This is a genomic window from Acinetobacter sp. YH01018, from assembly GCF_013420295.1.
GTDB lineage: Bacteria > Pseudomonadota > Gammaproteobacteria > Pseudomonadales > Moraxellaceae > Acinetobacter.
Genome location: NZ_VOYL01000018.1, coordinates 1 through 21,925 on the forward strand (window position 1 = coordinate 1; position 21,925 = coordinate 21,925).

At 41.9% G+C, this 21,925-nt stretch carries 27 protein-coding genes and 1 pseudogene; 19 read left to right on the forward strand and 9 right to left on the reverse strand.

Going from position 1 to position 21,925, the window contains the following annotated elements; translation table 11 throughout:
* Positions 1-89: pseudogene (locus tag FTT83_RS16310) on the reverse strand (IS5/IS1182 family transposase); the annotation flags it as partial.
* 90 nt (positions 90-179) lie between these two features.
* On the opposite strand from FTT83_RS16310, the gene FTT83_RS08095 reads away from it, so the two are divergent.
* The 7 genes from FTT83_RS08095 to FTT83_RS08125 all read left to right on the forward strand — a co-directional run bounded on the left by FTT83_RS08095 (position 180) and on the right by FTT83_RS08125 (position 6,673).
* On the forward strand, positions 180-398 hold the full coding sequence (locus FTT83_RS08095; RefSeq protein WP_180176504.1) for a hypothetical protein: 219 nt from the start codon (positions 180-182) through the stop codon (positions 396-398).
* Positions 399-554: 156 nt separating this feature from the next.
* Positions 555-893 (forward strand): hypothetical protein, encoded by a 339-nt coding sequence (locus FTT83_RS08100; RefSeq protein ID WP_166166661.1) that lies wholly within the window; start codon positions 555-557, stop codon positions 891-893.
* Positions 894-1,116: 223 nt separating this feature from the next.
* Positions 1,117-2,133 carry an aspartate carbamoyltransferase catalytic subunit gene (locus tag FTT83_RS08105; protein ID WP_086195586.1) on the forward strand — a complete coding sequence of 339 codons (1,017 nt, stop codon included), beginning with the start codon at positions 1,117-1,119 and terminating at the stop codon, positions 2,131-2,133.
* A gap of 9 nt (positions 2,134-2,142) precedes the next feature.
* The gene (locus FTT83_RS08110; RefSeq protein ID WP_180176505.1) at positions 2,143-3,378 is read left to right on the forward strand and encodes a dihydroorotase; all 1,236 of its coding nucleotides are present in this window, start codon (positions 2,143-2,145) and stop codon (positions 3,376-3,378) included.
* A 160-nt stretch (positions 3,379-3,538) separates the two neighbouring features.
* A complete protein-coding gene (locus tag FTT83_RS08115) occupies positions 3,539-5,026 on the forward strand; it encodes an OmpA family protein (RefSeq protein ID WP_180176506.1) in 1,488 nt (495 codons plus the stop codon).
* Between the two features lie 142 nt (positions 5,027-5,168).
* Entirely contained in the window at positions 5,169-5,966 is a 798-nt protein-coding gene (locus FTT83_RS08120; RefSeq protein WP_180081816.1) for a Rossmann-like and DUF2520 domain-containing protein, read from the forward strand.
* Between the two features lie 32 nt (positions 5,967-5,998).
* Positions 5,999-6,673, forward strand: coding sequence for a class I SAM-dependent methyltransferase (locus FTT83_RS08125; RefSeq protein WP_180176507.1), 675 nt, complete (start codon positions 5,999-6,001; stop codon positions 6,671-6,673).
* Positions 6,674-6,731: 58 nt separating this feature from the next.
* On the opposite strand, the gene trmB is transcribed toward FTT83_RS08125, so the two are convergent.
* Both trmB and FTT83_RS08135 read right to left on the reverse strand, forming a co-directional pair.
* Positions 6,732-7,448, reverse strand: a complete 717-nt coding sequence (gene trmB, locus FTT83_RS08130; RefSeq protein ID WP_092818457.1) for a tRNA (guanosine(46)-N7)-methyltransferase TrmB — start codon at positions 7,446-7,448, stop codon at positions 6,732-6,734.
* Between the two features lie 130 nt (positions 7,449-7,578).
* Complete coding sequence (locus FTT83_RS08135; protein WP_180176508.1) at positions 7,579-9,027, reverse strand: SulP family inorganic anion transporter; 1,449 nt, start codon at positions 9,025-9,027, stop codon at positions 7,579-7,581.
* 218 nt (positions 9,028-9,245) lie between these two features.
* Here FTT83_RS08135 and FTT83_RS08140 point away from each other — a divergent pair, with 218 nt between their 5' ends.
* The 3 genes from FTT83_RS08140 to FTT83_RS08150 all read left to right on the forward strand — a co-directional run bounded on the left by FTT83_RS08140 (position 9,246) and on the right by FTT83_RS08150 (position 10,974).
* On the forward strand, positions 9,246-9,857 hold the full coding sequence (locus tag FTT83_RS08140) for a glutathione binding-like protein (protein ID WP_092818456.1): 612 nt from the start codon (positions 9,246-9,248) through the stop codon (positions 9,855-9,857).
* 188 nt (positions 9,858-10,045) lie between these two features.
* Positions 10,046-10,627 carry an NAD(P)H-dependent oxidoreductase gene (locus tag FTT83_RS08145; RefSeq protein WP_180176509.1) on the forward strand — a complete coding sequence of 194 codons (582 nt, stop codon included), beginning with the start codon at positions 10,046-10,048 and terminating at the stop codon, positions 10,625-10,627.
* A gap of 26 nt (positions 10,628-10,653) precedes the next feature.
* Positions 10,654-10,974 (forward strand): putative quinol monooxygenase, encoded by a 321-nt coding sequence (locus tag FTT83_RS08150; RefSeq protein ID WP_180176510.1) that lies wholly within the window; start codon positions 10,654-10,656, stop codon positions 10,972-10,974.
* Between the two features lie 62 nt (positions 10,975-11,036).
* Here the strand turns inward: FTT83_RS08150 and FTT83_RS08155 are convergent, their stop codons facing one another.
* The 5 genes from FTT83_RS08155 to FTT83_RS08175 form a co-directional block, all read right to left on the reverse strand.
* The gene (locus FTT83_RS08155; RefSeq protein ID WP_131272734.1) at positions 11,037-11,822 is read right to left on the reverse strand and encodes a thiazole synthase; all 786 of its coding nucleotides are present in this window, start codon (positions 11,820-11,822) and stop codon (positions 11,037-11,039) included.
* 11 nt (positions 11,823-11,833) lie between these two features.
* The gene (gene thiS / locus FTT83_RS08160; RefSeq protein WP_180041786.1) at positions 11,834-12,031 is read right to left on the reverse strand and encodes a sulfur carrier protein ThiS; all 198 of its coding nucleotides are present in this window, start codon (positions 12,029-12,031) and stop codon (positions 11,834-11,836) included.
* Between the two features lie 16 nt (positions 12,032-12,047).
* Positions 12,048-12,413 (reverse strand): DUF423 domain-containing protein, encoded by a 366-nt coding sequence (locus FTT83_RS08165; protein WP_086195567.1) that lies wholly within the window; start codon positions 12,411-12,413, stop codon positions 12,048-12,050.
* A 147-nt stretch (positions 12,414-12,560) separates the two neighbouring features.
* Positions 12,561-13,430 (reverse strand): RNA polymerase sigma factor RpoH, encoded by an 870-nt coding sequence (gene rpoH / locus FTT83_RS08170; RefSeq protein ID WP_086195566.1) that lies wholly within the window; start codon positions 13,428-13,430, stop codon positions 12,561-12,563.
* A 140-nt stretch (positions 13,431-13,570) separates the two neighbouring features.
* Positions 13,571-13,804, reverse strand: a complete 234-nt coding sequence (locus FTT83_RS08175) for a sulfurtransferase TusA family protein (protein WP_180041784.1) — start codon at positions 13,802-13,804, stop codon at positions 13,571-13,573.
* 382 nt (positions 13,805-14,186) lie between these two features.
* On the opposite strand from FTT83_RS08175, the gene FTT83_RS08180 reads away from it, so the two are divergent.
* Positions 14,187-14,399, forward strand: a complete 213-nt coding sequence (locus FTT83_RS08180; RefSeq protein WP_004648643.1) for a cold-shock protein — start codon at positions 14,187-14,189, stop codon at positions 14,397-14,399.
* Positions 14,400-14,498: 99 nt separating this feature from the next.
* Positions 14,499-15,650: an ATP-dependent RNA helicase RhlB gene (rhlB, locus tag FTT83_RS08185; protein ID WP_086195564.1), complete on the forward strand. Its 1,152-nt coding sequence runs from the start codon at positions 14,499-14,501 to the stop codon at positions 15,648-15,650.
* A gap of 135 nt (positions 15,651-15,785) precedes the next feature.
* Here rhlB and FTT83_RS08190 read toward each other — a convergent pair whose 3' ends face one another.
* Positions 15,786-16,154, reverse strand: a complete 369-nt coding sequence (locus FTT83_RS08190; RefSeq protein WP_180176511.1) for a hypothetical protein — start codon at positions 16,152-16,154, stop codon at positions 15,786-15,788.
* A gap of 227 nt (positions 16,155-16,381) precedes the next feature.
* Here FTT83_RS08190 and FTT83_RS08195 point away from each other — a divergent pair, with 227 nt between their 5' ends.
* From FTT83_RS08195 to FTT83_RS08225, 7 genes are all read left to right on the forward strand, one after another.
* Positions 16,382-16,957, forward strand: coding sequence for a nitroreductase family protein (locus FTT83_RS08195; protein WP_180174449.1), 576 nt, complete (start codon positions 16,382-16,384; stop codon positions 16,955-16,957).
* Between the two features lie 33 nt (positions 16,958-16,990).
* A complete protein-coding gene (locus FTT83_RS08200) occupies positions 16,991-18,064 on the forward strand; it encodes an NAD(P)H-dependent glycerol-3-phosphate dehydrogenase (RefSeq protein WP_180176512.1) in 1,074 nt (357 codons plus the stop codon).
* Between the two features lie 71 nt (positions 18,065-18,135).
* Complete coding sequence (locus FTT83_RS08205; RefSeq protein ID WP_180176513.1) at positions 18,136-18,591, forward strand: histidine phosphatase family protein; 456 nt, start codon at positions 18,136-18,138, stop codon at positions 18,589-18,591.
* 30 nt (positions 18,592-18,621) lie between these two features.
* Positions 18,622-19,761, forward strand: coding sequence for a type II secretion system protein GspL (gspL, locus tag FTT83_RS08210; RefSeq protein WP_086195559.1), 1,140 nt, complete (start codon positions 18,622-18,624; stop codon positions 19,759-19,761).
* Entirely contained in the window at positions 19,761-20,240 is a 480-nt protein-coding gene (gene gspM / locus FTT83_RS08215) for a type II secretion system protein GspM (RefSeq protein ID WP_086195558.1), read from the forward strand. The genes gspL and gspM overlap by 1 nt, the downstream gene beginning before the upstream one ends.
* A gap of 90 nt (positions 20,241-20,330) precedes the next feature.
* Entirely contained in the window at positions 20,331-21,341 is a 1,011-nt protein-coding gene (locus tag FTT83_RS08220; protein ID WP_180176514.1) for a quinone-dependent dihydroorotate dehydrogenase, read from the forward strand.
* A complete protein-coding gene (locus FTT83_RS08225; RefSeq protein ID WP_180041771.1) occupies positions 21,338-21,922 on the forward strand; it encodes a CvpA family protein in 585 nt (194 codons plus the stop codon). Before FTT83_RS08220 ends, FTT83_RS08225 begins: the two co-directional genes overlap by 4 nt.
* Positions 21,923-21,925 lie beyond the last annotated feature (3 nt).

Below are 21,925 nucleotides of genomic sequence, written 5' to 3' on the forward strand. Positions count from 1 at the left end.
TGAGGACGACCTGATTTCTTTTTGAGTGATTCTGCTTTTTCTAAAACCTCTACCATTTCGGTAAAAACTGGTCGAGGTACGCCAACCAAGCGTTTAAATTCAGAATCTGAAAAACGGTTTAAGTTCTAATATCTCATGAAACTTAGATTGAGGTGGTTTTGACTTTCGCAAGAGGTCTAATGCAGGATCGTTCCTATGCACATCATGTGGTCACACTTGCACTTGAGACAAAGGATCCAGAGCTTGCAAGCTATGTGGAGCGTTTGCGAGCGCTTTTAGACTTACAAGATGATCGTGAACTTATAAATGGAGAAGATCAACAGATTCGTCTTTCTAAGGAAAATAATGCCAATAAAAAAGTTTTTGACGAAGGTCATGTAAGTTTTAGCCTATTCTAAAATATAATAAAAACATCATTTTAAGAGAGCTCATATGTTGAATCATGTGAGCTTTTTTTATATTGGTACAAATATTGCTGCATAGCCTAGTGAGGCTGCTTGATCAAGGAGAGCACTTGATGCCTCACTTTCTTTTTTTAGAGATGGGAATGACAAATGTCAGAAAGTGTAATCATTACAAATGAAGTTTTTTCAGTGGCAACACTTATTTATGCACGGTTAAGACGGGTATCAGGGCGTGTGATTGATGCAAGCTATCTTACAGAGAATGTCGAATATGCCGAACATGTGATGGTAATGGCGAAACAGACACAAGACCCTGAATTACTTCGCCTGGTTGAACGTTTGACTAAAGTGCTGGGACTAAAAACTGATGAAGAACCCGAAAATGAAATTCAGTTCACGCAACATGAAGAATTAATTTCGGTTGAACCTACTCAAGAAGACATAGAGCGTGCACAAGGGGCAAACCGCTACATAGGGGCTTTACGTTAGTTGTCTAGGGTAACTCGGAATCAGGCTGAGTTACCTGTTTTTATTTTTAAAATCAGATGGCTAAATCATTGAATGGTTAATTTATGTTATTGAAAAATTAAATGGGAATTATATTTTTTATTCCAAATACCGAGCTGCTTTTTAGACAAGTAAGATCAAGCTGAACTATTTAAATCGCTTAAACTCTGTATAATACGTTGACTTAACGTATAAGGAATCTCTCATGCACTTGGCGGCATTGCATACTCCGAGCCAGATTCAACTCAACCAAGATGGTAACTTAAAACATTTCCTCACCATCGAGGGTCTTTCTAAAGAAACACTCACAAAAATATTGGACACTGCGCAGTCCTTTTTTAATGACCAAAATCAGCTGATCACCAATAATCTTCTTGAAGGTCGTACGGTGATGAACCTGTTTTTCGAGAATTCTACCCGTACTCGTACCACTTTTGAAGCTGCAGCAAAACGTCTGTCTGCCAATGTGCTCAACATTGATATTGCGCGTTCTAGTACCTCTAAAGGCGAAACCCTGCGTGACACCTTGTGGAATCTGGAAGCCATGGCAACCGACATTTTTGTGGTGCGTCATTCATCTTCAGGTGCGCCGCATTTTATTGCTAAAGATGTCTGCCCGAATGTTGCCATTATTAATGCCGGTGATGGCCGTCATGCACATCCGACACAAGCAATGCTGGACATGCTGACCATTCGCCGTGAAACCAAAAAGAATTTTGAAGATATCAGCATTGCCATTATTGGTGACATCAAGCATTCACGTGTAGCACGTTCAGATGTTGCGGCACTGCAAACTTTAGGCTGTAAAGATATCCGTGTGATTGCGCCAAATACCTTGCTGCCTTATGGTTTTGCTGAATATGGCGAAGGTGTTCGTCTATTTAACAACATGGAAGAAGGCATTAAAGATTGCGACGTGATCATTACCCTGCGTATTCAAAACGAACGTATTGATTCTCCAGCGCTATCTTCACAAGCTGAATTTTACAAAATGTACGGCTTGAACAAAGAACGTCTGGCTATGGCGAAACCGGATTGCATCGTGATGCACCCGGGTCCAATGAACCGTGGTGTAGAAATTGATTCCAGTATTGCCGATGGCACCCAGTCAGTGATTCTGCATCAGGTGACCAACGGTATTGCAGTACGTATGGCGGTATTGGCTCTGGCAATGCAAGGTCAGTTGCAGGAAAAAGGTTTGTTAGAAGCGGTTGCAGGATAAGGGAAAGTCATGAGTATTGTAAAAATTGAAAATGTACGTGCCTTGGACCCCATCAACAAAACCGACAGCGTACAGACTGTATATATTGAAAATGGCAAACGGGTTGCTGAAACTGCTAATGTCACTGAAATCATTGACGGGCAAGGCAAATGGCTGATGCCTACCATGGTAGATTTGTGTGCGCGTTTGCGTGAACCGGGTCAGCAACAGCATGGGACCTTAAAATCTGAAGGTAAGGCGGCACGTGAAAATGGCATTTTGCATGTATTTACCCCACCAGATTCAAAACCAATCGTACAGGATAATGGCGCACTCATTCATGGCCTAGTTGAAAAAGCCATGCTGGATGGCGGCATTTATTTGCAAGTGATTGGTGCACAAACGCAAGGTTTGAAAGGCAATCAACCTGCCAATATGGCTGGCTTGAAAAAGGGTGGCTGTACAGCAGTTTCCAATGCCAATGCGCCGTTTGCTGATGATGATGTAGTGATTCGTACCCTGGAATATGCTGCAGGGTTGAATATGACCGTCGTGTTCTATGCAGAAGAACCACAAATTGCCAAAGATGGCTGTGTACATGAAGGTTTTATTGCTTCACGTCAGGGCTTGCCGATGATTCCAGCCTTGGCAGAAACCGTTGCGATTGCCAAATATTTGTTGATGATTGAAGCGACTAAAGTCCGTGCTCACTTCGGCTTATTGTCTTGCGGTGCTTCAGTAGAACTGATTCGTATCGCCAAAGAAAAAGGTTTGCCAGTAACTTGTGATGTGGCTATGCACCAGTTACATCTGACCGATCAGCTGATTGATGGTTTCAATTCACTTGCACATGTACGTCCGCCTTTACGTTCTGAACAAGATAAAGCATTGTTGCGTCAGGGTGTGAAAGATGGCATCATTGATGCGATTACGACTCACCATGAACCACTGAGCAGTTCTGCAAAAATGGCGCCATTTGCTGAAACCCAACCAGGTTTTACTGCATTTGATACATTTGTACCTTTTGGCATTCAACTGATTAATGAAGGTTTGTTTGAGCCTTTAGAGTGGGTACACAAAGTTACCGTTGCACCGGCAAAAGTAGCAAACATGCTAGAACGCTGGACTGAAGAAGCGGGCTGGGCTTTGCTAGATCCTCAACTTGAGTGGACAGTTAGCAAAGAGAGCATTATCTCTCAAGGCAAAAATACCCCGCTGATTAACCAAAAAGTGGTGGGTAAAGTAATTAAAACTTTTGCGGCTTAAGCGATTAGATTGTGTTTAAAATTTAAAAAAGTCAGCTTCGGCTGGCTTTTTTATTATTGAAAAATAATAGTATTCAAATAATACAATTCATTACACTGCTTAAAAAATGAACCAATAGACTAAAAAGGACATGATAAAAAGACAATAAGAGGAATAAGCCATGAATCTTGATTTGATTGATTTATTAAGGCAGAAAGTGTCTGCAACGGTTTTGGAGGGTGAAACCGAATACCTGAGTGAGAAAAGTCAGGCCTTAAGTAGTTTTATCCCCATTTTGTTATCTATCTTCAAATCTAAACCCGAGTTTATTATAAATTTACAGAATCAATTAAATCCAAGACTGGGCGATATCTTCAACATCAACCCCTCTTTAAAGCAGGAATTTTTGCAACAGATTTCAGGCACGGTGCCGACTAAAACAATCGAATCAACGCTCAATCGTTCTATAGCACCAACTTTGAGAGTACTGGAAGATGAGGCTGGATCTTCCGAACCTAGTGCCATTACCCATCTTATTGCAAGCCATTGGCCCGCAGTATTCAGTGCTTTGCCACATTGGGCTCCCGCACTCCTCAGCGCTTTAGGGATGGATACTGCATCGGGGCAAACTTTACATCAAGTGCCCCCCGTTGACCCTTATCAGGTCATTGAGGAAAAAAAGAAATCAGGTTTTTTAATTCCCTTGATTGTTTTCCTTATTTTAGCTGCGCTATTGGCATTTATTTTTAAGTCGTGTTCAGATAAAAAAGAAAGTACTCCAGCCAGTGGTATACCTGCTGAAACAGCGAGTAGTGAACCGGCAAAATTGCAACTCAGTACCGGTTCGACAGGAGATTTAATCACATGTCAGCTCTATTCCGGTAATGCAAATTATATTGATATTTTACAACAAGAAATTAAACAGATTTTTAATCACAATATCGGTTGTGGTGTAGAAAACAATAGCCGTTATCATTCAGAATTTATCGATCAGGATGTCATTCCAAGCGTATTGAAACTGGTCAAAGGTGTACCTAATGTCTCATTAACCTGGATGGGAGATCAGCTCTTCATTCAGACTGCTCATCCGGCGGATGCTGAACAGCTTGCAGCTCAAATTCGTCCCCTAACGAAAAACATGACTGTACTGACTCCGGCTGGACTGCAGAGTGCATCAGCAGTTGTAGATCCCAATACTGCCATTGCTACCGGTAATAGCAATGCAGAACAAGCATTGGCGGAAATTAATCCAGAGCAGATTCGTGCACTGGATATTGCAACCGCACTGAATATGCAGATTATCAATTTTGCTACCGCAAGTGCCGAGATTCCAGATGCCAATAAATCGATTCTGGATCAGGCTTCTGCCTTGATTAAACGCGCGCCACAGGTCCATTTAACTGTTAAAGGGCATACAGATGCCGTGGGGAATGCAGAGGTGAATAAAGCATTATCGCAAAAACGTGCTCAAGCCGTTGTGGATTACCTAGTCAAACAAGGCGTTGATCCTGCGCAGTTGCAGGCGGTGGGTTATGGTTCACAGCAACCTGTAGCAGATAATGCAACGCCTGAAGGACAATTTAAAAATCGCCGTATTGAGTTTGAAGTATTAAATACCGAAACAGGTGTGGTGCGTGAAGTGGATGAGCAGGGTGTCAATAAGCAGTAATAAGTGAAAGGTCAACTTTATCTCGGTTTAAAAAAAGTACACTTATCCATACATATTGAATTGCAATTAAATAAAAGGACGAATTGATTCGTCCTTTTATTATTGGCATGCTTGTACAGAATTGTAAAACGTGAACTTAGGTATGCGAATTAGTTTTATTGGTGCGGGACGCGTGGCGCATCATCTGGCTGCTGTTTTAAGCCAAAATCATCAAATTGTACAGATCTATAGCCGGACTTTAGAACATGCCCAGACTTTGGCAAGTCAGGTCACTGCACAGGCAATAGTCAATATTGCAGAACTTCAAGCAGATGTGGATTTGGTGATTATTGCAGTGAGCGATCAAGTAATTGCTGAGGTCATTCAACAGGTGCATGCACAATTAGCCGATGTCTTGATTGTGCATACCTCAGGCAGTACCGATATTCAAGTTCTGGCAGAGGTTCATCCACGTGCCGGAGTATTTTATCCTTTACAAACTTTTAGCCTGGCCCGAGAAGTAGATTGGCAGGCCACGCCATTGTTTGTGGAAGCAGTCCAGCAGAATGATCTGGCGCAATTGACCAATCTAGCAAATAGCTTAAGTTCACGAGTCTATCAATATTCATCGGCGCAACGTTTAAGCCTGCATTTGGCGGCTGTATTTGCCTGTAATTTCAGCAATTATTGTTATGACATGGCGAAGCAGGTGGTCGATGCACAGCAAGTCGATTTCTCGCTGCTTTACCCGTTAATTTTGGAAACCGCCCATAAAGCTGTACAGCATGACCCTAAGCAGATGCAGACCGGGCCTGCAATGCGGGGAGATCAAAATATCCTGAATATGCATCAACAGATGCTGGATGATGCCAAACGGGAAGATTTGAAAAATATTTACAATCTGATGAGCCAACAGATTTTGCAATCGCATCATCCTGATGAGTCACTTAAACTTAAATAAATTCAGGTCATGCATTGTAAAGGGAGGCACTTATGGCAAAGGATTTTAATAGCCAGTATGTGGTAGACGGTTATGATTTACACATCCGGAAGCTCATTCCTGGTTATGAAGTGGTACATCAGCAAATTACGGCTTTATTAAAAACTTATGTGGATGAGTATGCACATGTGCTGATTGTCGGTTGTGGTACCGGCTATGAGCTGGGTCATCTGGTCCAGTTGTTTCCTGAATGGACTTTTACCGCAACAGAGTTGTCGCAAAACATGCTGGATAAAGCCAAACATCATATCCACGCCTTAAATGCATTGCATCGGGTGGAGTTTGTATTGGGTGATGTAGACCAGTTAAAAACGGACCAGTCTTACGATGCGGCACTGTCCATTCTGGTTACGCATTTTGTGGCTTATCTAGAGAAGCCCAAGTTCTTTAAAGCCATTTCCTCACGTTTAAAATCTCAAGGCATATTCATCACTTTTGACTTGACCAAAATCAAGTCGGAGCAGGAGTTGCAGACCCTCAAATATCTATGTGAGGCCAATGGCTTAACGCCTTCACAGGCTGCGGTCATGCTGGAGCGTCTAGAAGATGATTTTTATCCGTTATCGAAGCAGGAAACTTTTGAACAACTGAAAGCGAGTGGTTTTGAAGCTGTGCAGGGGTTTACCCAGATTTTGTTCTATCAAGGTTATATGGCGATAAAAGCTTAAACTTTGAGTATAAAAAATGGCTCATTGATATGAGCCATTTTTATGCTGTCAATTAAGGTTATTTGATTTTCTTGAACAGAAAATCATTGATTTTATGACCTTCCTCTAAGCCGCGACGCTCAAACTTGGTTTGCGGACGCCATTCCGGGCGAGGGTAGCTGTTGCCTTTGCCTGCCATATTTTCAAGATTTGGACGGTTATCCAAAACGTCGAGCATCCATTCAGCATAGGGTTCCCAATCCGTTGCTGAGTGGAAAGTACCGCCCATTTCCAGTTTCTGTTCAACCAGTGGCATACGGTCATGCGATACAAAGCGACGTTTGAAATGACGTTTCTTTTGCCATGGATCAGGGAAATACAGCTGGATCGCGTTAATGCTGTTGTCAGGCATTTCACGCAGTACCTGAATGGCATCGGCATCAAGCAAACGTAGATTGGTTAAGCCTGCCATACCCGCTTCATACACACATTGCGCAATACCCGGAACATGCACTTCAATACCGACATAGTTACGCTCAGGGTTGGCTTTCGCCATCAGCACCAGTGAACGTCCCATACCGAAACCGATTTCTACAGTAAGCGGACGTTCTGGATGTTCAAACTGCTGACGTAAATCACCCACCGGATATTCCAAAATTAGGTGACCATATTGTTCAAGCGCAGTACGTTGAGAGGTATTCAGCGGAGATGAACGACGCATAAAAGTGACAATTTCGCGATGTTCATTCAAGTTGTCCAGCTCTACGACTTGCTGGTCTAATGGATCGTTCGACATAATTTTGGCAAATGTAAAAAATACGAATGCGGTATTTTAAGTCCTGAGCCTGACAAGTCAAACTTTTCTCGGTTTTTTCGGTCGCTAAAAGTAGCTTTAAAAATAAAAGAACCCGAAAGCTGTTTATCTTTTATGAAGATTGATTGTATTGATCAATCAAGGTGCTGCTGGCTTCGTTCAAGCCTATCACTTCAACTTCAATATTTTGATCTTTAAATTTCTGCACCACGTTATTCAGCATATTCACTGAAGTAATATCCCAAACATGGGCATGACTCAGATCGATCACAACTTTGGAAATATTTTCTTTAAAGTCAAAAAACTGGAAGAATTTTTCTGAACTGCTAAAGAAGATTTGCCCGGTAATCACATAGTGGCGTTGCTGATTGTGCAAGGTCGATTGTACTTTCACTTCACTTTCCAGCTTGTTGATAATGAACAGTGCAGACAGCAGTACACCAGTCAACACGCCCAAAGCCAGGTTATGTGTTGCCAGTACCACAATCACCACAGTAATCATCACCACATTAAATGCGGCAGGATGCTGACGGAACTGTTTAACCGAGTCCCATTGGAAAGTGGTGAAGGCTACCATCACCATAATCGCCACCAATGCTGCCATGGGCACATAAGCCAGCCAGTCTTTAAAAAAAACAACCAGACAAAGCAAGAATACGCCAGCCACTAAAGTTGACAGTCGGGTACGTGCACCTGAAGATACGTTAATGATGGACTGACCAATCATGGCACAACCTGCCATACCGCCCATAAAGCCACTGACAATATTGGCAATCCCTTGGCCGCGACATTCCTGATGACGGTCGGATTCCGTTTCAGTCACCTCATTAATTACCGTTGTGGTCATCATGGTTTCCAGTAAACCGACCGTGGCTAGAGTGATGGAATAAGGGAAGATGATTTGCAGCGTTTCGAAGTTCAGCGGAATGTCTGGAATCAGGAAAATCGGCAAAGTATCCGGAAACTGTCCCAAATCACTGACGGTACGCATGTCGGCACCCAGTAAAATAGCTAAACCACTCAGTACCACAATACAGATTAAAGGTGAGGGAAGGGTTTTGCCAATTTTGGGCAAATAAGGAAACAGATAAATGATGCCCAGACCCAGTGCCATAAATAAATAGCCTAAGCTATCCATTTTGCTCATTTCCGGCAGTTGTGCGGCAAAAATCAAAATGGCAAGGGCATTTAAAAAACCATAAACTACGGACTGCGAAACAAAACGCATCAGTTTTGCCACTTTAAAGTAGGCTGCAATCACCTGAATGATCCCGGTTAAAATCGTGGCAGCCAATAAGTATTGCAGCCCATGATCTTTCACCAGGGTAATCATCAATAATGCCATGGCACCCGTAGCCGCAGATATCATGGCAGGGCGACCGCCAAAAAAAGCAATCGTTATGGCTATACAAAAAGAGGCATATAAGCCGACTTGCGGGTCAACACCTGCGATCGCCGAAAAAGCGATGGATTCGGGAATTAAGGCTAAACCTACCACCAGACCCGCCAATACATCGGTACGGATATTGGAAAACCATTGTTCTTTTTTCAGGTTAATCACGCTAATTGATTTCACAAATTTTAAAGATGCGTATGGTAAAACAAGTTCAGTCAAAAAAGCATACGAGTTTGACTTGAAAATATGCGTGATTTATACAATATTCAAAGAGTAAGTGATTTTTATACATTTATGCTTTTTTGCAATTTACAGGTTTGATCACTTGAAAGTTTGTTAGAAGCAATTTAAAACAGTGAATAGATATATAACAAGGATCAGGTATGAAGCTTTATTATTCTCCAGGTGCATGTTCTTTGGCATCACACATTATTTTAAATGAAATTAATGTTGATTTTGACTTGGAGCGCGTTGATTTAAAAACACATAAAACTGAAAAAGGAACAGATTATTACGAGATTAACCCTAAAGGTTATGTTCCTGCCTTAGAAATTAATCCGGGTCTGATTCTTACTGAAAACGTTGCCATTTTACCTTTCCTTGCTCAGCACGACCCTAAACAAGATTTGATTCCACCATCAGGACTAGGACGTGCCAAAGTTCTGGAATGGTTAGGATATTTAAACTCAGAATTACATGATGCTTATGCAGTTTTCTTTGGGGCTCCCCTAGAAAAAGAAGCGAAAGAAAAAGCTTATGCCGAAATCGACCGTTTATTGACTTATATCGATAAAGCAATTGGCGAATCAGATAACGATTATCTGGTAGATGATAACTTTGGTCCGGCAGATGCTTATCTGTTTGTACTCACAAACTGGTCGAATGGTATTGGTCATGATCTTACGCCGTATAAAAATATTATTGCCCTGCGTAATAAAGTGGCAGAACGTCAATCAGTACAGATTGCCATGCGAGATGAAGGCTTGATTCCTTAATTCTCTTCATTGATTTGAAAAAGCACCTGAGGGTGCTTTTTTTAGGTTTAAAAATTGATTGGAAGTTGCTTGATCAATAATTTTATTATTGATTTTTTATCAATAGTATTTTGCAAATACATGAATTTTTATCAATAAGGTATTTAAGTATATTGGCCTCATGAAAATATATGATTCAAGGCGAATAAATGAGTAATATCCTGATCGTGAATGGGGCCAAACAGTTTGCACACTCAAATGGCGAGTTAAATGACACCTTGACTGAGTTGGCAAATACTGTGCTTGGCGAGCTGGGGCATCGCGTTAAAATTTCCCGTGCAGATAGTGACTATGAAATTCAGGAAGAGATTCAAAAATATGTATGGGCAGATGTCATTATTTATCAAATGCCTGGATGGTGGATGGGTGCGCCGTGGACAGTAAAAAAATATATGGATGATATTTTTACCGAAGGGCATGGCACTTTATATGCCAGTGATGGCCGATCGCGTTCGGACGCATCGAAAAAATATGGTTCGGGTGGTCTCATTCACGATAAAAAGTATATGTTGTCCTTAACCTGGAATGCACCTATCGAAGCGTTTAATGATCCTGAGCAATTTTTTCAGGGTGTCGGGGTCGACGGGGTTTATCTGCCCTTTCATAAAGCCAATCAATTTTTGGGTATGCAAAGTTTAGAAACTTTCATTGTGAATGATGTGATTAAGATGCCCAATGTTGCTCAATATGAACATGACTATCATCAACATCTGATGAATATTTTTGCTTAATTGATGGGTTGTTTAGGGAGCAGGTTATGTTGATTGTGATTGCAGATATTCAGATTCGCCCGGGTGTTCAACATCGTGAAAATGTATTAAATGCCTTTAGGAACATAACACCTGTTGTTTTGCAGGAAGAAGGCTGTCACGGTTATGAATTACTGGTAGATCATGATTCAGATGTTCATTATCAGACTAAAGTGCCTGATTCAATTATCATGTTAGAACAGTGGGAAAGTATTGAACATTTAAATGCACATTTACAGACCTCACATATGCAAGCCTACCAGCAGCAAGTTAAAAATGATGTATTAGATGTAAAAATCCGGATTATGCAGAAAAGGCTAAACCGTTAAGTGCATTTTCTTGAAATATAAAAAAGGCGATCTATATCGCCTTTTTTATTGTTGAATTAAAATTATTTAAAGAAGTAACCGGTTTCAGGTGAGCTGGCATTGGCCATGCGTTTACGTGGCATACGGCCAGCAAGGAATGCTTCACGACCAGCCTCAACAGCTTTTTTCATTGCCGAGGCCATTAAAACCGGATTTTGCGCAGCGGCAATGGCGGTATTCATCAGTACGCCATCACAGCCCAGTTCCATTGCAATCGCGGCATCACTGGCAGTACCAACACCGGCATCAACCAGTACCGGAACTTTGGCATTTTCCTTAATAATCGAAATGGTATGCGGATTTAAAATGCCTAAACCTGAACCGATCAGGCTGCCCAGAGGCATAATCGCCACACAGCCCATACTCTCCAATTCCTGAGCAATAATCGGGTCATCCGAGGTGTAGACCATAATCTCGAAACCGTCGTCAATTAAGGTACGTGCTGCTTTTAAGGTTTCAGTGACATTCGGGTAAAGGGTTTTTTCATCACCCAGCACTTCCAGTTTCACCAGGTTGTGCCCATCCAGCAGTTCACGCGCCAACATACAGGTACGCACGGCACTGTTGGCATCAAAACAGCCTGCGGTATTAGGCAGAATGGTATATTTTTCTGGTGGGACTACAGAAAGCAAATTCGGCTGATCAGGATGCTGGCCGATATTGACCCGACGGATTGCGACCGTGACAATCTCTGCACCGCTGGCCTGAATGGCTAAATCGGTTTCAGTTAAATCTTTATATTTACCTGTACCAACCAATAAGCGTGAATTAAAAGTACGAGAACCAATTATAAGTGGGGTGTCTTCCATGGGAGCTCCGATTAACCGCCACCGACGGCATGAATAATTTCAATATGATCTTCAGAGCAAATTGGGGTCTGTGCCAACTTGCTTTTGGAAATGATCATTTCATTCTGTTCTACAGCAAAACGTTTACCTTCAAGTTCAAGTTCTTGAATTAATTCTAGTAAATTAGTGCATGAGGTATTTTTTTCTTCGCCATTCAAATAAATCTGCATCGTTAATTCCCTTATTCTATTTCACGTATTTAAAGGCATTCCATGCCAGTACCAGCCAGCCTGCAATCATTAAAGCGCCGCCAATTGGGGTAATTGCTCCTAAACCGCGGGGTAGGCCTAAGGCCATGACATAGAGTGAACCACAGAAAAAGAAAATACCGACCTGAATCAGGATAAAACTGGCTTTAATGGGAAGTTGGGGAATGACTCTGGCTAAAATGGCCAGCGCCAAAAGTCCAAGCGCATGATAGAAAAAATAATCAGTTGCGGTATGCCACCACGCCAATTGAGCTTCTGTTGCACGAGTTTTTAAGCCATGGGCACCAAAAGCACCAAGCATGACAGCAAAAGCTAAATTGAGGGCTGAAATTGCAATCCACATAAGCAATGACTACCTGAGTAAATTTGCCCCATAACTTAGCATATTCTGGTACTTGCACGGAAGGCAAAAAGCAACATTACTGCAGCCTGCATATGAAAAAAGAGCACTTGGCCCTTTTTTCGAAATACCTTGCATATGTTCGGTCATCTAGTTGGAAGACATGGCCACTTTAATTTTTTCCATGGCGTTTTTTTCAAGCTGGCGAATACGCTCGGCAGACACATTATATTCCGCGGCCAGTTCATGCAGCGTCGATTTTTCATCATCCAGCCAGCGGCGCTGTAAAATGTTACGCGAACGGTCATCCAGTTGATCCATGGCATCATGCAGGGCAGAAGTACTTTGTTCTTCATAGTCGTCTTCTTCAGCCAGACGTGCCGGGTCATAACGGTTATCTTCCAGATATAAGGCTGGCGCGACGTGGGTTGAACCTTCATCATCATCATCGCCTTGCGCTTCAAAAGCAGCATCGTAGGCGGTCAGGCGGCCTTCCATTTCCAGCACCTGTTCAGGTGTGACATTCAAGTCATTGGCAATGGATTGTGCTTCATCCAGAGTGAGTTTTTTACTGGATTTTTTTAAACTGCGTAGATTAAAGAATAATTTACGTTGAGCTTTGGTCGTAGCAATTTTAACAATACGCCAGTTACGGATCACGTATTCATGAATTTCAGCTTTAATCCAGTGTACGGCAAATGACACCAAGCGCACGCCCATATTTGGGTCAAAACGTTTCACTGCTTTCATTAAGCCCAAGTTGCCTTCCTGAATCAGGTCGCCTTGCGGCAAACCATAACCGGCATAACTACGGGCAATATGAACTACAAAACGTAAATGAGACATCACGAGCATTTTCGCAGCATCTAAATCTTGGTCGTAAAAGTAGCGTTCGGCCAACTCTTTTTCTTGTTCAGCCGTTAAAATAGGAATCTGATTGACAGTACTTATATAAGCACCGAGATTTACCCCTGGTGCCGATAATGACAGGGGCATCAATTGATTGCTGCTGTCACTCATGTGTTCTCCTTGAGAGTTGGATGACATAACCATCTTAATAAATTTATCTTAATCCAATATTTCAGCGAGTTTAGGAAATTTGGGTAGAGAAATGTAATTTTTTATGCACATTTGAAACGTTCTAGTTTAATTGAAAATAATTAAGATTCAATTAAGTAGTGATATTCAAAATCAGAAATTTTAGTCATATTGCAGTTCATTTGATGCATTGAACAATAACGCGTTACATCTTGCTGACTATGTGGATCTGAAGATTTGAGTAAAAATATGCCGCCCGATTTGTTCTTGATCGCTCGCTTAAGCATCAATAACGGCATGGGGCAAGGCTTGCCCATGGCATCAATGATTATTACCGAATTGGTCAGATCATTCATCGCATTTAATATCTAATTCAATTTCGATAAATATTAGCAAATTTAGTGCCAAAGCCCAATAAAATTATAGAACTTCAACATAAAAGTACTTATCTAAAATAAGGAAATAATTAGTAAAAAAGAAGCTGAATCAAAAAGAAGATTAATCAAAAAAAACAGTATGAATTGTCATAAACCCGTGTTAAGCTCGTTGCGTATTCAAATTTATGACAGCATTTTAAATGTCTTAAAATTGGATATTGCAATGGATGTAACCGGGATTTTGTTAATAGTAATACAGAATGATTACAAGCTTAGAAATAATAATTATTTTTAAACCTTGTTTACTCTGCTGTTTGCAACACCGGGTGGTCCTTTAATTAAATACAATGAGGATTAACTTATGACAGCTCGTGAACAAGGCGTAGTTAAATGGTTCAACGACACTAAAGGCTTCGGCTTTATTCAACGTAACGGCGGCGACGACGTATTCGTTCATTTCCGCGCTATCCAAGGTGACGGCCACCGTTCACTTCGTGACGGCCAACGTGTTGAATTCAGCGTAGTTAAAGGTCAAAAAGGCTTCCAAGCTGAAGAAGTACAACCTTTAGACTAATCGCCTGATTATTCATGAGAACGCCCCAATGTAATTTGGGGCGTTTTTGTTTATAATAGATTCCTATTTTTCCTGATCATTAAGTTAGAGCACATTTATATGTCATCTGGTTTTGAAACCTTAAATTTACATCCGAAACTGAAACAGGCGATTGATGCTTTAGGTTTCAAAGAAATGACACCTATTCAGGAAAAGGTTTTAAAATTCACTCTGGCTGGACATGATGCCATTGGTCGTGCACAAACCGGTACAGGAAAAACGGCGGCTTTCCTGGTGAGTGTGATTAATGATTTGCTCAATAATCCGATTAAAGAGCAACGTTTTCGTGGCGAAGCACGTGCGCTGATTCTTGCGCCTACACGTGAGCTGGCTTTGCAGATTGAAAGTGATGCCAAAGAGCTTACCAAATTTACCGATCTACATCTGGTGACTTTGCTGGGTGGGGTAGATTTTGATAAGCAGAAAGCGCAGCTGGATAAAAATTTTGTCGATATTATTGTGGCGACGCCAGGCCGTTTAATCGATTTTGTTGAGCAAAAAGAAGTCTGGCTGGACCAGATTGAATTTTTGGTGATTGATGAAGCAGACCGTTTGCTGGATATGGGATTCATTCCATCGGTAAAACGGATTGTGCGTTTTTCTCCGCGTAAAGAACAGCGTCAAACCTTAATGTTTTCTGCCACCTTTAGCTATGATGTATTGAATCTGGCGCAACAGTGGTTGTTCGAACCGGTGACTGTGGAAATTGAGCCGGAAAAGAAAACCAATGCCGATGTAGAGCAACGCGTTTATATGGTTGCCAAAACTGATAAATATAAATTGTTGCAAGAAATCTTGCGTGATGAGCCGATTGAAAAAGTCATGATTTTTGCTAACCGTCGTGACCAGGTACGTAAGCTTTATGATCACCTGAAAAAAGACGGCTATAAAGTGGTGATGTTGTCAGGTGAAATTGCACAGGACAAGCGCCTAAAAATGCTGGATCAGTTTAAGAACGGCCAACATAATATTATGATCGCGACCGATGTTGCAGGCCGTGGTATTCATGTGGACGGTGTTTCGCATGTAATCAACTTTACCCTTCCTGAGCAGTCTGACGATTATGTGCATCGTATAGGCCGTACCGGTCGTGCGGGAAGTAGTGGGGTAAGTATCAGTTTCCTGTCTGAAGATGATGCGTTCTATCTTCCGGAAATTGAAAAAGCCATTGGTCAGAAATTGCCTTTAACCCGTCTTGAAGGTTATTGTTAATTTTCAAGATATTTATCTCAGCATTAAATAATGCGATAAACAAAAAAGCCGCTTATTGAAGCGGCTTTTTTTGCCCTAGATAGTTGTATTGAATAAATAAGATGAGGCAGGCTGTGATTTGGTTTCTTAGTTAGCTCAGCAAGTGAAGGTCAGGATGGTTTGGTAGTCTTCATCACGTGCCAGACTGCTACTTTTGCCAGCCAAGGTACCCAGTACAGTAGTTGCAGCCTGAATCATTTGTCCGGTTTTTTCATCGACGACACCTTTTAAGGCACCGTTGTATTCAGTTTTTTCATTCACGATAACAGGCGTGGCTTTTTTACCACAGGTATTATTGGCTGCAGTAATTGCATTATTTTTAGAAATTAAACTGCTTTTACCGATACCCGTCACTTCATATTGATTATTTTCTTTTTGAATCGCTAATGAGGTGGTTGGATTGGATGTACAGGCAGTTAAGGCGACAGCAACGGCAACAGAAGCGAGTGCAAAAACTTGTTTCATCTTTTTCCCCTGAGATTGTTTTAAAAAGAATTTGAATTATTTGAACATGATTTTTTGAATGATTTTTGAAGGACTTGTATGAAATATGCAGCTTTATATGAACTCTTTGTGACTGAAAGTTGGTTAAGTTAGCTATTGTGGAGTAGACATTCACTCAACGCTCTAGAGTATCTAAACAAGATTATGCTAATCTTGATGAAATATTTAGTACACAGATATCAAAGTCAATGACGGATTCAGCGGTAGATACGGTTCATCAAAATATTCATCAACGTCAGTCGATTGGGCATTTGGTTGAGCCTGCGCCGAATGCAGAGCAACTGGAAAAAGCCTTTCAGGCGGCTTTGACTGCACCAGATCATCATCGTTTAAAGCCTACCCGTTTTGTGGTGATTCCGAGTGATCAGCGTGAAGCTTTTGGTGAGTTGCTCTCCAGGGCTTTGGCGGATTTGGGTGAAACTGATTCTGTTCAATTGGATCGGGTAAAAAACCATCCATTTCGTGCACCGCTGCTGGTTTTGGCATTAACCCAATTTCAGCCCCATCCTAAAGTGCCTAATTTTGAACAAACCTTAAGTTCGGGTGCGGCAATAGAAAACTTCTTGTTGTCTTTACAGGTACAAGGCTTTTCAACCATGTGGCGTAGCGGAGCGGTGGTTGAGTCGCCGTTGTTGAAGCGAAGCCTGGGACTATCAGAAGATGATTTAATTTCTGGAATTATTTATATTGGAACGGCAGCGAAAGCGATTCCAGCGCGTACAGCAGTGGATACACAAAACTATGTCAGTTACTGGAATAAGTAACTGTATTGAATCATGAGTTGAGATATAAAAATAATGTCAGAGTTGAAATTTTCAGATCTTGTTGAACCGGTTGTGGTTGATCAAAAAACGGCCTTGCGTGTGACCGTGTTGGGCGGTGGCAGTTTTGGTACGGCAATGGCCAATACTGCTGTACGCAATGGTTGTGATACCATGATCTGGATTCGTGATGAGGCAGCGGCAGCAGAAATTAATCAGATCCATATCAATAAACGCTATTTACCCGATTTTGTTTTGGAGCCGGGTTTAAAAGCGGTATCGGATTTAGAAACAGTTGTCTGTAATCGTGACATTATTTTGGTGGCTATTCCTAGCCATTCTTTTCGCGATGTACTGAAACAAATTAAGCCTTTTATTAGTTCGCAGGCGGTGATTTCCTTAACCAAAGGCATTGAGGCAAAAACTTTTCATTTCATGAGCGATATCATTCGTGAAGAATTGCCTCAGGTTCCCTATGGTGTCCTTTCAGGACCGAATCTGGCCAAGGAAATTATGGCCGGGCAACCTGCGGGAACGGTGATTGCCAGCCAATCGGAACTGGTGCGTTATGCCGTACAGCAAGCGTTGCATAGCGCATTGTTCCGTGTTTTTGGTAGCGATGATGTGCATGGTGTGGAGCTGGGCGGGGCGTTAAAAAATATCTATGCTGTTGCCATGGGTATGGCTGCGGCTTATAAGGTGGGTGAAAACACCAAGAGCATGATTTTAACCCGTGCACTGGCAGAAATGAGCCGTTTTGCGGTGAAACTGGGTGCAAACCCGCTGACTTTCCTGGGATTGTCTGGCGTGGGTGACTTGTTTGCAACCTGTAATAGTCCGCTCAGCCGTAACTATCAGGTGGGTTTTGCCTTAGGTTCAGGCAAGACCCTGGAGCAGGCCACCAGAGAATTGGGCCAAACTGCTGAAGGGATCAATACCATTGTGCAAGTGCGTAGCCGTTCGGAAGAATTAGGTGTCTATATGCCCATTACCAGTGCATTATATGATGTGATTTTTGAAGGTGCACCGCCTTTAAGTATTGCACTTTCACTTATGAAAAATGGTCATCGTAGTGATGTGGAATTTGTTTTACCTCACAATGAAGTGTAATTTTAAATCATATTATTGCGTTCATAAAGCTTGGTTATAATTGATGCATATTTGAAAATAAGGAATTTTTTATGCAACTTACCTTAGTCCGTCATGGTGAAGCCGCTCCAGCGGTGCATGGCAATGATGATAAGCGTCCTTTGACCGAGCGTGGACATGTGCAAGCCCAACTCACTGCAGAATATTTAAAGGATATCATTCGTCCTGATGCTTTTGTGGTGAGTCCTTTATTGCGTGCGCAGGAAACCCTGGCACATTTACAACATTATTTTCGTGATGTACCGGTACTGGTGTGCAATAAGATTAAGCCGGATGATGATGCAAAATTGGCAGTAGACTGGCTGTCTCAGCTTCCTTATGAGTCTATTGTGGTGGTGTGTCATATGAATGTAGTGGCGCATATGGCATCATTGTTGACCGCAGAACCTTCTCATCCGTATGCTCTGGCTGAAGCGCGGATATATGAACAAGCAGTGATTGCAACAGGATTATCAACACAGTTAAAAAGTTTTATTCCAAATGTATAGAATATTAATTAAAACGGCAGAAAAATATTGATGTTGTATTTATGGATGCCTGAAGCCAATGGGGTTTGGCACTGGTCAACTGGAGAGAGTTGGTCTCAGGCCTTTAGTCTTGAACAATTAATTCAAGATATTCAAGGCTATCATGGACAAGAAGCTGTGGTATTTTTTCCCAGTCGTGATGTACAAATGCTGCAACAGAGTCTATCCAGGCCCCAGTACAAGAAATTGGGTACGGATGGGGTTAAATATTTATTAGAAGAATTTGTGCTTTTGCCCATCGATTCCATGAAAATATTGCATCATTTTCAAAATCCCGATCAGTTAATCATTTTGGGTGTGGCAAATAGTACGGTTGAAACCTTGCAACATGCTTTGAACTTAATCCCGGTTAAAGTTGCTTCCTTATTGCCCGATTTTCTCATTTTACCAGCTCCAGAAGTGGGGCAGATCATCATTGCGAACCTGTCCGGGCGCTTGCTGGTGCGTGAAAGTGAATTTATGGGCAATTCGGTGGATGATCTGGCACTGTTTTTAGATTATCAGCCTTCGGGGCAATCTTATAAAATCAGTAATTTTACCGCTGAACAAATGCAAAGCCTTGAAGCCATGGTGACGCAGGAACAGATTGAATCTTTCCATTATGAAATACCGGTATTAAAAAAAGCGCGACTTCATCCTTTTAATATTCTACCTAAAGCTAAAAACAGTCAGGCTATGTCCGGTTATTGGAAAGCCTGTGCTGCTGTCTTGGTTGCTGCTATTGTTGTCCAGTTTGGCTATGATGCAACATGCTGGTATAAATATAAAAAAGTGGCAGACCAGACTGCGTTGCAAGCGATTGATCAGTATAAGTACTGGTTTGGACAGAGTAGTCGTGTGACCGAGCAGAATTTAAAAAGCCAGTTTGAAAGTCATGTACGCTTAAATAAAAGTGCCAATACTCAAGCTTTACAGCTGCTAAGCCGGATTGGTCCAGTGCTGATGCAAAATCAGATCGTGGCTAATCGTATCAATTATGAAGCTTCTATTTTAAATATGGAATTGAAAGCCAATTCTGCGGCTGCTTTGCAAAATTTAACCCAGCAGCTCAATCAGCAAGGCTTTAAGGCAGAATTAGGCACTGTTCAGCCCAATGGTCCAGGTGCAATTGGATTGGTGAAAATACAATAATGAATACATCAGAAAAACTGCAAAACTCGATTGATCAATTCATTGAAAGAGTCACGGATTATCTGGACCAGCTGTCGCAACGTGAACGTTATATGGTGATCTTTACCACTATTTTTGTTGTGATTGCGGTTATTGGTTCGGCACTCTGGTATATGCATGCCGCTGCGAATAAACAGCAGAATCGGGTCAATGATCTTAAGGATATGATTGTATGGATGCAGAGTAATGCAGTCACCATGAAACCTGCAGATGACGTGCAGTTAACTGCTGCAGAAAAGGTTCAGCGTGTTGCCCAGCAGCAGGGATTATCGGTGGCTTCCCAGCAAACGGGTGAGCAAATCCAGATTGTTGCGGCACATGAAAATTATGCCATCTTGGCAAATTTTTTAACCCAATTAGTACAAATGGGTCTAAGCCTTGAGAAAATAGAACTAATTTCTGATGCTGGTCAGATTAAATTAACAGCGACAGTGCAATAAAGGGTAAAAATAAAGATCTGTGAAGCATGGCGTTTTCTGCGGGCTATGCCTATAATATGCCGACTTAAAAAGCAGTAGACTTTTATAGATATGTTGTATTCTCTTGCCCGCCCTTTGTTGTTTTCTTTAGCACCAGAGCGTGCACATGAGCTCACACTATCGTTATTGAAATCAGCTCATCGCATGGGCATGATGCGTCAAAACGTAGCGTCCAAACCTGTGACCTGTATGGGAATTGAATTTCCCAATCCGGTAGGTTTGGCAGCTGGTCTGGACAAAAATGGCGCTTATATTGATGCTCTGGCTGGGCTGGGCTTTGGTTTTATTGAAATTGGAACCATTACACCACGTCCCCAATCGGGCAATCCACATCCCCGTTTATTCCGTTTGCCTGAAGCCAAGGCCATTATTAACCGTATGGGATTTAATAATGACGGTGTAGACAAGCTGATTGAAAATGTCAAGGCAGCAAAATTCAAAGGTATTTTGGGCATTAATATTGGTAAAAATGCCGATACCCCGGTTGAAAATGCTGTAGATGATTATCTGATCTGTCTGGAAAAAGTCTATAACTACGCTTCCTATATCACGGTCAATATTTCATCGCCGAATACTAAAAATTTGCGCAGCCTGCAAAGCGGCGATGCGTTAACAGAATTGCTGCAAACCTTGAAAAAACGTCAGCTTGAACTGGCGGAAGAGTATCAGCATTATGTACCTTTAGTGCTTAAAGTTGCTCCTGATCTGACCGACGAAGATATCCAGTTCATTGCGAAACAATTGCTCCAGTTTAAAATTGATGGTTTGATTGTGACCAATACCACCTTGTCTCGTGAAGGGGTGGAAAACCTGAAATATGGCAATGAAGCGGGTGGTTTGTCCGGTGCGCCTGTATTTGAAAAAAGTACCGCTTGTCTTGCTGCTTTTGCTAAAGTATTAAAAGGTCAGATTCCATTGATCGGGGTAGGCGGGATTTTGTCGGGCGAACAGGCTGTTGCGAAACAACAGGCGGGTGCCAGCCTTGTACAAATTTATAGTGGCCTCATATATACAGGTCCAGCCCTGATTAAAGATTGTATTGATGCTTTAAACACACCATGAATACACTGGATATCTTTATACTGATTATCTTGCTCATTGGAGGGCTCAACGGTTTGCGACAAGGATTGGTTTCAGCCTTTGCGAACTTGGTAGGATGGGTTCTTGCGCTGGTCATCGGTGCAAAATACGCAGCCATCCTGGCACCTTCGATGGTCTCGCTCAGTGGAGATCCAGTGGTACAAAAAATAGCAGCTTTTGCATTTATTGTATTGGTCATGGTGGTGTTAACCTGGATTGTCACCGCATTTCTGAACAAAGTATTGAAGAGCCTGAAACTCGGCCCATTGAACCGTTTGGCAGGTGGTGCTTTTGGCTCTTTAAAAGGTTTATTGATTGTACTCATCACCATGCAGGGCCTGGGTCCCTGGGTGGAAAGTTCTCCTCACTGGAAACAGTCTAAATTTGTACAACTCCTTATTCCGTATGCGCCCTGGGCGACCGAACTTTCTAAAGAAGCGGCGCAAGGGGCACTTGCTCATATCAAGTCTGAAGACGCAGCGTCATCTTCCGACTCATCGTCTGAAAAAACGCAGAAGCATGCAGCGCGTACAGGCGAATCAACAAATAATCCTTTTTATTAATCC